A 13239-nucleotide genomic window follows, 5' to 3' on the forward strand; every position below is an offset into this window, starting at 1 on the left:
GGAAACTGTCGTTAGGTGTACTTTAGCTGAATGTAAAGTTTAAGGTAAGTTTTATAGTTGCGGAATGGCTTATTTGAATATTATATTTTGAATAGAAAACAATTTCAAAATTTTCTTATTGCAACTCGGTTGTTTTAAATAATTCTAATATATTTGCGCTTCCATGAAAGTTAGTAGTCTTAAACATAGCGTAACTTATTTTTTTCTTTTCCTTTTTCTATCTATGAAATTGGGAGGGCTTCACGCTATTTCTCATATAAAAGATAAAGACCACGCTAAACATTGTACTATTTGTCATCACTCTATCGTGAATGATTTAACTCCTGCACTTCAGCCAGAAATACAAGATTTCTCTTTAGAGAAGGTAGAGGTTTTTGTGAAAACAGAAATTAGCAAAGACAACCATTTTCTTGTTGTAAGTGCGGTAGAGTCTAATGAGCTTTTACCTAGACCTCCTCCAAATTTAATATAAGTTATCTCCTTTACATCTATTATTTTAATCTATCACGTATAGTTTAAGTATTAATTCGCTTTGGTTTTGTATAAAAAACGCTGTCAACTTATACTTAGTTAGTTTATATGCAGCTAATGGAAAAGTTGTCTATAGATACGTTTTTATAAACAATTAATTAGGTGTTTAGGTTTTGTCGAGCTTCATTTTTATTAGTGAATCAATCATTGAACTTATAGTATTTTCATATGTTACATAAAGTACTGGGAGTATTGCTATTTTTTAGTTTTACCACTCTTGCATTCTCACAAAACTCTTTTACAGTAAAGGGTGTTGTGTATAATGCAGCAACCTTACAACCCATAGAGAATGCCCTTATTACTATGGGTAATAGCTCTACAAATACATCTATTTCTGGTACATTTAGTATCAAAGAGGTAGAAAGTATGAGGTATACTTTAAGTATATCTCATCAGAAATATACATCTAAAACCGTTACGTTAAAGGTGAGTTTTAAAATGAATCTTATAGAGGTTTATTTAGAAGAAAAAACTACTGCTTTAGAAGAAGTAAAAGTAACCGGAAAATCTAAGCAAAGAGAACTGCAAGAATCTGCAGTGGTTGTGCAAGATATCTCGCAAGAGTTTCTTGAAAATAACAGAGAAAATACCTTAATGCAGACGCTTAGTAAAATACCTGGTGTCAGCACAATTAACATAGGTTCTGGCCAATCTAAACCAGTAATTAGAGGTTTAGGTTTTAATAGGGTTGCCGTAGTACAAAACGGAATTAAACACGAAGCACAACAATGGGGTAATGATCACGGATTGGAAATAGACCAATATAATATAGAGCATATACAAATTATAAAAGGACCTGCTTCTTTGGTTTACGGATCTGATGCTATTGCAGGAGTGGTAGATATACAACCAAATAAAATACCTGCGCCTCACTCTTTTGGTGGAGAGGTAAATTTACTAGCAGAAACTAATAACGATTTGTTGGGAGTATCTGCGGGAGTAAAAGCAAGAAAAGAAAATTGGTTTTACCGTTCTAGGTTAACTTATAGAGATTATGCCGACTATAAAGTGCCTACAGACAAAATAAATTATGAAAATTATATTTTCCATCTACACGATAATAATTTAAGAAACACAGCAGGTCGAGAAGCAGATGCAAGTTTTAGCGTTGGTTACCTTGGTGATGGAATAAAATCTGAAACTACATTTAGTAATGTAAATGCCAAGAACGGTTTTTTTGCCAATGCACACGGGTTAGAGGTAAGAACTTCAGATATAGATTATGATAGTTCTAATAGAGATATAGATCTTCCTTTTCATAAGGTGAATCATTTTAAAATCACAAACAATACTTCTTTTTCTATTAAAGATCATGACTTTTATGTAGATGCGGGTTACCAATACAATGTGAGAGAAGAGCACTCAGAGCCTGTGCCACATGGGTATATGCCAACGCCTAGCGATAGTCAAGAAAGAGTGTTTAATAAAAATACCTACACTTTAAATGTAAAAGATTCTTTTAAGTCTATTTCTCAGCATACTATGGTAATGGGACTTAACTTAGAATACCAAAACAATAATATTGGTGGTTGGGGATTTTTAATTCCAGAATACAACAGATTTACCGTAGGTGCTTTTGCTTTTGATGAAATAGAAATCAATTCTAATTTACACTTTTTGGCAGGATTGCGTTACGATTATGGTTTTGTAGATACCAAAGCTTATTTTGATTGGTATCCGTCTACAATTAATAATGAAGATGGTTCTACCTCTTACGTGCATTTACAAAGAGCTCAAGATAAGGAATTAAACTTCGGAAATATTAGTGCTTCCGCTGGGGTGAGTTACATACATAATAACAGCACGTTTAAACTAAATATTGGTAAGAGTTTTAGAATGCCTTTGGCTAATGAGTTAGCTTCAGATGGGGTAAACTATCATATGTATCGTTATGAACGCGGAAATTTAAATTTAGATCCAGAAGAGTCTTACCAAATAGATCTAGATATAGCTCATACCACCAAATCATTCAGTGTTGGGCTTAGTCCGTTTGTCAATTTTTTTGAAAACTTTATTTACTTAAATCCAACCTCCAATTATTACGAAACCTTACAAATTTATGAGTATACGCAAAGTGAGGTGTTTAGAGTAGGAGGAGAGTTAAGAGCGCAAACTACGGTGTTAGAAAACCTTCAATTAAATGCTTCTGCAGAGTATGTGTATTCTAGACAAAATAGCGGACCTAAAAAAGGCTTTACTATTCCGTTTTCTCCTCCGTTATCAGGCTTGTTTTCGGCTAATTATCAATTTAAAAATATTCTCTTTTTTAAACAACCTAAGCTTATAGCAGAATATAAAATTGCGGCAGCACAAGAAGAAATTGTTCCGCCAGAAGAAGTTACAGAGGGATATCAGTTATTAAACATGTCGCTAGTAACAGAACTAGCATTATTCAAAAATAATTTACCAGTAAAAATGAGAATAAAGCTTAATAACGTAGCCAACACAAAGTATTATGATCATACCAGTTTTTATCGCTTAATAGATGTGCCAGAAGCAGGTAGAAACTTATCGGTATCTCTCACATTACCTTTTTAACTATAAACAATTAACTATTAATAATTAAAATCAATAACAATGAAAACAAATTTTAAATTTTTAGCACTTTTCCTTTCACTAGGTTTATTCTTACAATCTTGTAGCAGCGATGACGACAACGGTTCTGTTGTAGGTTTAGACGCTCCAGAAATTACAGATTTTGAATATGGTGAAGGTGATGATCATTCTACAGAGGCATACGCTTACAAAGGTTCAGACATTCACTTAGAAGCAGAAATTTATGCAGAAGCTGTTGTAAGTACTATTACACTTAGTATTCATGCAGAAGATGCCACTGCAGCAGATGATGAGGTAGATTGGGATTTTGAACAAATTTATACCGATGAAGATTACTTGGTAATTAACCCTACTTTTCATGAGCACGTAGATGTGCCTTCTAATATTCCTGCAGGAGAATACCATATAGAATTATTGGTTACAGATACCGAAGGAAACAGTACAGAAGTAGAGGGTCACATTGAAATTTTAGAGGTAATTACACTTAGTGATTTTTCTATAGATGCAACAGCAGTAAGAGGATCAGATTTTCACGCTGAGTTTATGATTAACGCAGTACACGGTATACACAATATTAGTGTAGATGTACACGCACACGATCTAGAAGTAGGTGCAGGAGAAGAAGAATGGGATTATGAAGTAGAATTAGAAGACGGTTACCACGGTGAAACAGAAGTAGAATTTCACGAACATTTTGATATTCCTGCTACAGCACCAGCAGGAGAATATCATATCACGTTTACTGTAGAAGATGAAGAAGGTAATACAGAAGAGTATGAAACTCATATCGATATTACAGAATAATTAGCCACTAAACCGCATAGTAGTCAGATATTATGCGGTTTTAAATTTTAGCTTATGAAATTGAAAATAAAATACTTTGTTTTACTGTTATGCGCTATTAGCATTTTATCTTGTTCTAGCGATGATGGTATAGAGAAAGATGAAGAAAAACCAACTATTACTATTAATTACGAAGATGGCTTTCCGCAAGCTTGTACAGAACTTGTTAAAGGAGAAACTTACACCTTTAAAGCTTTAGTTACAGATAACCAAGCGCTAGCTTCTTATAGTTTAGACGTACACCATAATTTTGATCACCATACGCATGACGATCAAGGAGAAGAGTGTGAGCTAGAAGAGAAAAAAGAAGCTGTTAATCCATTAATTTATATGGAAAATGTTTCTTTAGAGGAAGCATATACTACGTATGAAATAACCTTTACAGTAGAAATACCAACAGATATAGATGCAGGAGATTACCACTGCTCTTACTCAGTAACCGATGAAACAGGCTGGCAAGCAAGAACCTCTATAGATATTAAGATTATCGAATAAATAAAGCTTTCTTCAATAAATAGTATAAACAAAAAAATAACAGTAACTGTTTTCAGTAGTTTTCTAGCAACAGAAAAAACAACATTACTTCATTAACTTTTCATTTTGTGGTGCCGTCACAAAATTAGCAGGCTATATCTTTAACTGTAAAATGCTGAGGTTTACCCCGTAAGCATAGATTAGCCATTTAGTGGCGGCATTTTTGTTTAAAACTTCATTTTTCTACTTCCAAAATCATTTTAAGCTTCCTAAAACAATTATCGCTTAATTTGCACTCTATAATTTAAATAGCAAATCACAAGTTTTACATAGGTGCACATGAAAAAATCTGAAAAGCATATAAAAACTAAAATAGACTATAATGTCCCTATGCAGATTGTTATTTTAGCAATTCTATTTTTAGCGGTAGGCATAGCTGTAGAGCTTTTTAAGAAAGAGGAAGTTGTTGTTTGGTGGTATTTGGCAAGTGGTGTTACTCTGTTTTTAGGCTTGTGGAGTTGCAAAACCTATGAAATTAAAGAAGGTTACTTTAAAGTAAATCACTTTTTAGGTTGGGTAACTACCAAACGTTTATTACATAATTTAGAGAGTTTTCAAGTAAAATCTGTAGACCTTTCTTCTTCTACAAGAAACTTTTTTCTTTTAGCCTTATACGCAGATCGAAGAAAATATACAATTTTTAGAAAAGTAGAATTACAATTTAACGATGGTAAAAAAATGAAGATTAGAGAAAATATAATAAAAGGCAAAACTCTAAATTCACTTTTAGCAAAAATTAAAATCTACCAAAAGAGAAATAAATTAAAATCTTAAGCTATTATAAAAACTTACTTTTTATTCAAAAACTTTATATAATTATTTAATAAGCCTTTTATCTGTTCTGCAGCAACAGGATTAGCAGAGTGTACGGCAAATTGTAAATTGCTGAGGTCTAAGCCAGACTCATAGATGAGCCATTTAGTAGCGGCATATCCATCTAAAGCAACTTCTCCGTTTGTATCTAAGCCAAGATCATTATCAAAACTAATAAAATCGGGAAGTCCAAAAGTGGTAATGTATTTTACAAATTCTTCATAACTTCTAACCACATCAAAAGAATTAGAAAATATAGGTTCATACACCATATCTGCAGATCTAATATCATCTAAAAATAAATGTTTTTTCGGTATATTATTAGTCAATAGCGTGGTAAAAAATTGATCTACCGAAGTTTTAAAAGTTTGCAACGGAATGCGATGTGCCAATTCTGGTAAAGTCTGTATTTGGTAATTTTGCGTACTAGGAAAATGTTCCGCAATAAATTGTAAGGTGCTTTTTGGGTTAACCACATCATCTTTAGCTCCCAAAATGATATGCATAGGTTCTCGATGAATATTAGTAATTTCAGGTATATTTTGTGTTACACTTCTATTCGCTAAAGCGGGATTAAAAAGCAAAGCAGGAACTTGTAATAACCTACTTAAATAATACCCAGAAAAGCCTCCTAAACTACTCCCTATAACTACCTCTATATTTTTGTCTTTGTAGTTATGGTATAGCCAAGAGATACATTCTTTATTTGTTTGGTAAGGAATGCTTGGCGCATACGCTTTTCCGTATTTTTCTACAATTTGTCTTTTTTCGGGGTTTAAAGAACCCATTAATCCGTGTAAGTATAAAATATTCATAAGTGGTTTTAATCGTTTTGATATTTCAAATGAATTTTATTAGAAAAAACATTCATAAACAGAATGTAAAATTAAAATCGTTAATTTAGAGTTGTGTTCTTCAAAATTAGTAATTAGGAAGGGAATTTTCGAAATTAAAAACCTTTTACAAAGAGATTATATTATAGATGATAGAGATAAAAGGGCAGTAGATAAATTTAAAGGAAGACATCTTCATTTTGCTGAAAAAGGAAAAGGATTTGAAGGTTGGAAAGAAGTATTAACTTATATGAAAAAAGTAGCTTAATTATGAAACCAGGTAACAAAATACTCTTCCCAGATTTAAAAGAAGATTGGGAAGAGGTAGACAAAATGATGCTTTATTCATGTTTTACCTTATTAGAAAATTATGTAGAACAAGAAGCTAGCTTAAATGATTGGAATTCTTCTGAAAAACAAAAATCTATTAAAACAGAAATAGATGAATTAATGAGTTGGTGGAACACCAGAAAACAAATAAATCTAGGTACTGTAGATGAAGAAGAAAATCAAGATGCAACAGACTCAATAATGCTAATGAGACTTATTCTTATAAGGACAGAGCTGTGGTCTTAGTAAATTAAATACCTTAAAAAAGATAATTTTACTTTGTAGCAAAACCAGAAACATCTGTAAGTGTTTCCATAAAAGCAATTAAATCCTGTACTTCTTGTTTGGTTAAATTTAAAGGAGCATCTGGCAAAGTCTGATTTTCTATATCTAATCCCATACCAGCACCACCGCCAAGATTATAAAACTCAATTACTTCTTCTAAAGTCTCAAAAGAACCATTATGCATATAAGGAGCTGTTAAAGTTATATTTCTCACAGAAACTGTTTTAAAAGAATTTTTAAAATAAGGTTTTTTATCAATATTTAAACCGTTTACAAATCTACCTAAATCATCATCTAATTGTGGATTTATAGTATCAAAACCTTTGGTGACACCTAAAACTTCAGATTCAGATTCTAAATAAAGTGGCGGAATAGTACCATTAAAAATAGGAGCAAAGTGGCAAGTACCACAGGCTGCTTTTCCCATAAATAAATTAAAACCACGTTTAGCGTTTTCAGGATATTCATCCGTCTCATTTCTCACGTACTTATCAAACGGACTGTTTAAAGATTTTAAGGTATTAACATACGCAGCAATTGCATTACCTATAGAGCGTCTGTTTATATCTTGTTTGTCAATGCCTCCGTAGGCTTCTTTAAACAATTTTAAGTATGTAGTGTCTTTATTAAGTTTATTAGTAATAGATTTAAAATCTGTATTAAATTCTAAATTATCATCGATTACATGAGTTACTTGTTTTTCAAGATCAAACTCTCGCATATCCCAAAAATAACGAGTAGAATATCCAGAATTTATAATGGTAGGAGAGTTTCTATGAGTGTAAATTCCCTCTTTATTAGATTTACTTTTTACTAATCCGTCTGTAAATCCTTTGTTTGGATTGTGGCAGCTCAAACAAGACATTTTATTATTATTTGAAAGCTGAGGATCTTCAAATAACAACTTTCCTAATTTTATAGTCTTAGGATTATCTAGTGGTAAATAAACCAATTCTGAATAAAAATTAGCCTCTAGAAAATCTACATCAAATATATTTTTAGATTGATAGTTTTGTGCGTGTTTTTTAAAAGGTTCTAGTTTTATTTGATTAAGATTTTGAAACTCTAATAATTCAGCATAAAGCGGATTTATTATTTCTTTTAAAAACACCATTCTATCAAAATCATTAAAGTCTGAATTTTTCTTTAAAAACTTTTTTCCTTGTTTAAAGAGTTGTTTTATAGATTTAAATTTAGGTTTAGCTTCTGGGTAGATTCCTTTTTCAAAATACATAAATGTAGTCTCCATACTTTTAAAACTTTCGTAGCTTTCTGCAATTCCATTAGCAGAGCCAGGAGTGTCGTAACCGGTAACTCCAAGGGTAAAAACCCTCACCAAACCAGAACGAATACATTCTATAATTTGACTAGTTTTTATTTGAATAGGTAAATGAACTTTGGTGATAAAATCTACCCGTTCTTTAAGTTTATTTGCTAATAATTTAACGTGTATAAGGTTTTCTTTAGAAGGCTCATCAAATATAGCTTCGTCTAATGCTTGCAAACCACAAGGTTCTATAACATTTCCTGCTTCAAAATATTCATTAGATTTAGGTAACGGGGCACCATTAATGTAAGTACCATTAAAAGAGGTAAGGTAATAATCAAAAATAAATTCTACGTCTTTGTAGACTAATCTAGTTTTTTCAATTTGCTTTTTTAATTGCTGAAAATGATTTGAAGAAGAACTATTATTTGCAAGAATTGCCAGTGTATGTACTTCTTCTTGAAATTTGTGAAAATTACTAGTGTATAATGCTGTTACTTCTTTTGGAATTGTATTTTTTTGATATTCACTTTCTGTCTTTTTTCCAGATAATAGAACAAAGCAAGCGAATATAGATACAGTTAAAAGGATGATTTTTTTCATTGATAACTAGGTTTTTAACTCTGGGTAAGTTTTTTAGAAATTATAAAAACCTCAACTACAATTTATCACAGATAGAATTGCGTTGAGGTTTAAATAAAATTTATAGAGAGTAATTATTCAATAATAATAGACTTGTAATAGGTGTTTTGGTCTGTAGTAATTTCTACTACATAAACACCTGTTTTCATATTACTAACATTAATAGTTTTGTTAGTACTTTCTTTTACTAATTGGCCTGTATTGCTATAAAAAATAACTTTTTGAAGTTGCTCGCTTGCATCTACTTCAACATTAAGCAAATCGTTAGCAGGAACTGGGAAAAGTTTAATGGTTTTTTCTACTAAATCATTATCATCTACAGAAAGTGTTATTCCAGTTTTATTGATAGTAAAATAGTCGTTAATTGCTCCAGTATCTGTAATAAATTTAATGTTTAAGTTTTGACCACCAGTACCATCACTTTCAACTTCCATAACACTAGAACCTAGTTCATTTAAAGATAAGTACATAGCTTGGTGATTTAAATCTCCTCCAGATATTTTACCAGCAGAACCAGTAGTAATATACACTGCACCTTCTGTTTGATTAGCATCTTTTTGATAAACACCATTACCGTCTGCTCTACCATCTCCGCTTCCTGTAGTACCTACAGTATGACCTCCGTTAGAGATTTCATTTATATCAAAAGTATTAGCATAACCATTGTGACCATTTAAAAAGTAAGAACGCTCGTAAGAGTGACTATGGCCACTTAAAACAAGATCTACACCGTTAGACTCTAACATAGGCATAAAGTTTTCTCTCATATTAATAAGTCTATCTTCACTATCAGAATCGTGAGAACCTTTTGTATAAGCAGGGTGATGAAAAATAGCAACAATCCAATCTTGAGTTGTGTTTTGGATGTCTGTTTGTGCCCAGTTGTACATAGTGCTTCCTACATCACGACTAGAATCGTAAGAATCTAATACAATAAAGTGAATGTTAGCATAATCAAAAGAATAGTATGCTTCTGTTCCAGATGCAGTACCGCCAGATTCACCAGCAGTTGGGAAAGTGAAAATATCATAATATGGTCCAGATTGAGTTGCAGAAAAAGCAGTATATCCGTCGTGGTTACCTAAACAAGACCAAGCTACAGATTTTTTCAACATTTCATCATAAATATCAAACATAGAGTATTGGTATTCTGTATCTGTACCACTGTTGTATGCGTTATCTCCTAAAAATAACATCATATCTGTTTTACCAGTATTAATAGTGCTATTATCAACATAGTTGTAATACGCATCTCTAACATTTCTTTGATTTGTACTAGCAGTACCAGGATCACCTAAAATCCAAGCACGTACAAATTGATCTGTACCTGCTGTTGGCGCTGTAATTACATACATGTCTCCTGTAGTACTTTCAGATAATACTTCCGTTTGATTACCAATATTGAAATAATATTTAGTGTTTGGTGTTAAGCTAGTTAGTGTAACTTCATGTTCTGTAGTTAAATTAGCATCTGTTTCACTAAGCGTTAATGAGCTTAAAGATGTACCATAATTTACTACAGATTCTGTAGCTGTATCTGTTCTCCATTTAACAACAACACTTGTTGGTGTACCGCTTTGTAAATAAGGTCCTCTTTCTATGTAAGCAGAAGGAGCTATAGCAGTACTTGGCGTTAATTTGAAATTGAAACTAATGTCAGAACTTGTATTGCTGTTTTGGTGAATTTCTACAGTAATCACATTAATACCATTAACTAATGAAGAAGAACTAAGGTTTTTTGTATTCCAAGCACTTTCGTCAGTATCAGCTATTGCAACAAGAGCAACGTCATTATATTCAATAGTTTCTCCTATAGGTAGATTATCTCTCCAAACTTCTACGTTATTAATGTATACAATAATACCATCATCCCTAACAGCTTCTAAATCTATACTGTTGTATGCAGTGATATCTGCGATGTTAATATATTTTCTAAAATAAGTAGTGATAGGCTTAGGATTGACTGGTTGCCCAAGATCTGTAGTTTCATCACCATCACCATAACCTATTTCTGTAGTAGCTGATGTCCAGTTATTATCTTGATCAAAATTAAGGTTTCTCCAAGCAGTACCTTGATCACTACCATTGTCTAAGTAATACCAATCATCCCCAGCACTAATAGAAGAAGGTAAAGTAGGGTTTGTAGATTCTCCTTCTACAGTAAATGTAAATGGATTTTCATCTGTATCATCACTTACGATAGTAATAGTAGAAGAGATAGTAGCTACGCTAGAAGGAGTGAAAGCAATATCAAAAGTTGTTGTTTCTCCAATATTAAGAGTAGAAGAAGGAGGGATTACAATAGCAAAATCTGGATTGCTACTAGCCACAGATGTGATATTTAATAAGCTATTTCCTGTATTTTCTATAGTAAATGTTCTTGTTCTTTCTACAACAGAATAAATCGTCCCAAAATCTGTGTTGTCTAATACGTCTGGAGTACTATCATTATTTGTTATAGAAGTAGAGTTTCCTAAAACATCTAAATCAATAACAGAAGTTTCTCCACTACCTTCTATAGCGAAAGTAAATGGGTTTTCATCTGCATCATTATTTGCTATAGAAATAGTAGCATTGTATACAGTTGCTGTAGCTGTTGGTGTAAATTGAACAACAAAATCTGTAGTCTCACCAGCACTTAGAGTAGATAAGTTGGGTTGAGTAAGTATGCTAAATTGAGAATCTCCAGTAATAGAAACTAATGTAGAGCCAGATAATACTAAGTCTTCTCCACCAACATTTTTAATCGTGAATGTTTTAGTGAACGTTTGTCCAACTCCTACACCTCCAAATTGAGTATCGTTTAAGACATCTGCAATAGTGCTTCCGTTTGTTATAGAAGTATTATTTCCTGTAATTTCAATTTCTGTAGGAGAGTTTACGTATTCTATGTGTAAAATAGGTCCGCCAGCGCCACCACCACTTTCTGCTTCTCTCCAAGCAGGTAGGTTAGCTCTAGAAACACCTGTAATCATAAAAGCTATATTGTTTCCGTTAACCCATCCGCTTCTTGAAGTAATTTCACTTACAATAGAACTAATATCTGATGTTCTTTGGTTTACGGTAGCCATATCTTTTTCTCCTATCCAGCTTGCAATAATCCAATCTTCATTTGCGGTAGTAGCAGTTCTTGAAGAAATATCATAATATACATTATGTTGTATACTAGGTGCATTGTCAATATCTTGACCAACAATATTTACAGTTACATCTCCGCCACCTTCTTGATCTGCTTGAAATTGAATATAGGCATTTGTAATTGTAGAACCTTGTGGTACGTTTACAGTCTCAAACTGAACTCCTACCATTTGTTCTGTACTACCATCGTGGTAAAATTCTAAATCAGAACTAGAAGTACTAACTTCTCCACTAGATATATCTTCCTCTCCAGAGCCTGTAGTAGAACTAGCTATAGGGATATCTAATGTGTAAGATTGTGAAAATGAGTAAGCTGAAATCAGCATCATTAACATAAGGGTAATTTTTTTCATAATAGTTTTTAGTTGTTAAGTGAGGTTTCTAAGGTTTTTATTTGTTGTTTTAATTTAATAATAGACTTCATGTTTTTAAACTTAACATCTAACTGCTCAATGGTAACTGTTGCTAGTTTTAAACATATATTAGCTTCTTGAGTTTTATTCAATGTTGCTAAATACTTTGCTTTCTTGTAATACCAGAATTCTTTTCTCTTGTATTCAAGAATGAAATAATTATACTGCTCTAAAGCTTTTTCAGTTTGATTTGAAGCTTTTAAATAGTCTAATTTTTTTAGTTGAAGGGATAAAGTGTTTACACCAATTTGTTCTAAACCAGATTCTATAATATTTAGAGCTGTGTTGTAATTACTACTATTTTCAGCCAATATAATATCACAGTATTCTAATACATCTTCTGGTTTAAGATCAATTACATTGGTTATAAATTCTTGGTAAGCATCTAGGGATTGTTTGTAATCTTTTAGATTAAATAATATTCTAGCTTGGAGTTTTTTTGCTTTAACATCGGGAGTTTTTAGCTCGATGCAAGGTGAGATACTTTCTAAAGCATTTGTGAAATCTTCAGTCAAATAATAAACTTCAGAAATTCTATAATATAAAGCTTGACTAGAGTTGCCTAATTTTTTAGAAATATTGTAATCATCTAAAGCTTTATAATATTCTATATGCTGTTGGTATAATAAACCTCTTTCAAAATAAAGTTCAAAGTTTTCTGGAGCTAGAGATATTTCTTTTGTTTTCTGTTCAATTCTGGCAGTTAAATCACCGTGAGAGAACATAGTGAGTGATAAGAATAAGAAAACGATAGTGAGTAGTTTTTTTATGATTAAATTATTTTGTGAAATTTCAATCATTTAACAAGATGTTTATTTGATTGTAAATCTACAGGCAGTGATGTAAACTTAAATTTAAGCTATCGTTAGGTAAGTATTCTGAATGTTAATAAGGTTAATTTATTGTAAAAATAGTCAGTTAATGTGTTTTAACTACTTGTTATTTAGTTGTTTACTTCTATTTGTTATGTTTTATTTACCTGATTATTAAGGGAGTGTTAATCTATAGTATAAGCAAAAATCACAAATGCATTTACTTATTTGTAATTGAGTTG

11 protein-coding genes are annotated in these 13239 nt (G+C 31.8%); 7 read left to right on the forward strand and 4 right to left on the reverse strand.

The annotated features are described in order from the left end of the window. The first annotated feature begins 223 nt into the window (after positions 1-223). From BUC03_RS09770 to BUC03_RS09790, 5 genes are all read left to right on the forward strand, one after another. A complete protein-coding gene (locus tag BUC03_RS09770; RefSeq protein ID WP_073151109.1) occupies positions 224-472 on the forward strand; it encodes a hypothetical protein in 249 nt (82 codons plus the stop codon). 227 nt (positions 473-699) lie between these two features. Next, entirely contained in the window at positions 700-3069 is a 2370-nt protein-coding gene (locus tag BUC03_RS09775; RefSeq protein ID WP_073151111.1) for a TonB-dependent receptor, read from the forward strand. A gap of 39 nt (positions 3070-3108) precedes the next feature. Beyond that, positions 3109-3891: a DUF4625 domain-containing protein gene (locus BUC03_RS09780; protein ID WP_073151114.1), complete on the forward strand. Its 783-nt coding sequence runs from the start codon at positions 3109-3111 to the stop codon at positions 3889-3891. A 54-nt stretch (positions 3892-3945) separates the two neighbouring features. Continuing rightward, positions 3946-4425, forward strand: coding sequence for a DUF4625 domain-containing protein (locus BUC03_RS09785; RefSeq protein ID WP_073151117.1), 480 nt, complete (start codon positions 3946-3948; stop codon positions 4423-4425). Positions 4426-4743: 318 nt separating this feature from the next. Next, positions 4744-5238 carry a hypothetical protein gene (locus tag BUC03_RS09790; RefSeq protein WP_073151120.1) on the forward strand — a complete coding sequence of 165 codons (495 nt, stop codon included), beginning with the start codon at positions 4744-4746 and terminating at the stop codon, positions 5236-5238. 14 nt (positions 5239-5252) lie between these two features. On the opposite strand, the gene BUC03_RS15460 is transcribed toward BUC03_RS09790, so the two are convergent. Continuing rightward, complete coding sequence (locus tag BUC03_RS15460; protein WP_084112889.1) at positions 5253-6092, reverse strand: YqiA/YcfP family alpha/beta fold hydrolase; 840 nt, start codon at positions 6090-6092, stop codon at positions 5253-5255. A gap of 91 nt (positions 6093-6183) precedes the next feature. Between BUC03_RS15460 and BUC03_RS09805 the strand changes: the two genes are divergently transcribed. Both BUC03_RS09805 and BUC03_RS09810 read left to right on the forward strand, forming a co-directional pair. Further along, entirely contained in the window at positions 6184-6378 is a 195-nt protein-coding gene (locus BUC03_RS09805) for a hypothetical protein (RefSeq protein WP_073151123.1), read from the forward strand. A gap of 2 nt (positions 6379-6380) precedes the next feature. Then, positions 6381-6686: a hypothetical protein gene (locus tag BUC03_RS09810; protein WP_143159177.1), complete on the forward strand. Its 306-nt coding sequence runs from the start codon at positions 6381-6383 to the stop codon at positions 6684-6686. 28 nt (positions 6687-6714) lie between these two features. Here BUC03_RS09810 and BUC03_RS09815 read toward each other — a convergent pair whose 3' ends face one another. From BUC03_RS09815 to BUC03_RS09825, 3 genes are all read right to left on the reverse strand, one after another. Then, complete coding sequence (locus BUC03_RS09815; RefSeq protein ID WP_073151129.1) at positions 6715-8595, reverse strand: cytochrome-c peroxidase; 1881 nt, start codon at positions 8593-8595, stop codon at positions 6715-6717. A gap of 113 nt (positions 8596-8708) precedes the next feature. Then, positions 8709-12125, reverse strand: a complete 3417-nt coding sequence (locus tag BUC03_RS09820; RefSeq protein ID WP_073151131.1) for a choice-of-anchor D domain-containing protein — start codon at positions 12123-12125, stop codon at positions 8709-8711. 8 nt (positions 12126-12133) lie between these two features. Then, positions 12134-12985 (reverse strand): tetratricopeptide repeat protein, encoded by an 852-nt coding sequence (locus tag BUC03_RS09825; RefSeq protein ID WP_143159178.1) that lies wholly within the window; start codon positions 12983-12985, stop codon positions 12134-12136. Positions 12986-13239: the final 254 nt, after the last annotated feature.

It is taken from the genome of Mesonia phycicola, assembly GCF_900141885.1.
GTDB classification, from domain to species: domain Bacteria; phylum Bacteroidota; class Bacteroidia; order Flavobacteriales; family Flavobacteriaceae; genus Mesonia; species Mesonia phycicola.

What these genes read in the sequence shown, in the direction of transcription:
- BUC03_RS09770 (WP_073151109.1), top strand. Translation starts at nt 224, where the DNA reads ATGAAATTGGGAGGGCTTCACGCTATTTCTCATATAAAAGATAAAGAC.
- BUC03_RS09775 (WP_073151111.1), top strand. Translation starts at nt 700, where the DNA reads ATGTTACATAAAGTACTGGGAGTATTGCTATTTTTTAGTTTTACCACT.
- BUC03_RS09780 (WP_073151114.1), top strand. Translation starts at nt 3,109, where the DNA reads ATGAAAACAAATTTTAAATTTTTAGCACTTTTCCTTTCACTAGGTTTA.
- BUC03_RS09785 (WP_073151117.1), top strand. Translation starts at nt 3,946, where the DNA reads ATGAAATTGAAAATAAAATACTTTGTTTTACTGTTATGCGCTATTAGC.
- BUC03_RS09790 (WP_073151120.1), top strand. Translation starts at nt 4,744, where the DNA reads ATGAAAAAATCTGAAAAGCATATAAAAACTAAAATAGACTATAATGTC.
- BUC03_RS15460 (WP_084112889.1), bottom strand. Translation starts at nt 6,092, where the DNA reads ATGAATATTTTATACTTACACGGATTAATGGGTTCTTTAAACCCCGAA.
- BUC03_RS09810 (WP_143159177.1), top strand. Translation starts at nt 6,381, where the DNA reads ATGAAACCAGGTAACAAAATACTCTTCCCAGATTTAAAAGAAGATTGG.
- BUC03_RS09815 (WP_073151129.1), bottom strand. Translation starts at nt 8,595, where the DNA reads ATGAAAAAAATCATCCTTTTAACTGTATCTATATTCGCTTGCTTTGTT.
- BUC03_RS09820 (WP_073151131.1), bottom strand. Translation starts at nt 12,125, where the DNA reads ATGAAAAAAATTACCCTTATGTTAATGATGCTGATTTCAGCTTACTCA.
- BUC03_RS09825 (WP_143159178.1), bottom strand. Translation starts at nt 12,985, where the DNA reads ATGATTGAAATTTCACAAAATAATTTAATCATAAAAAAACTACTCACT.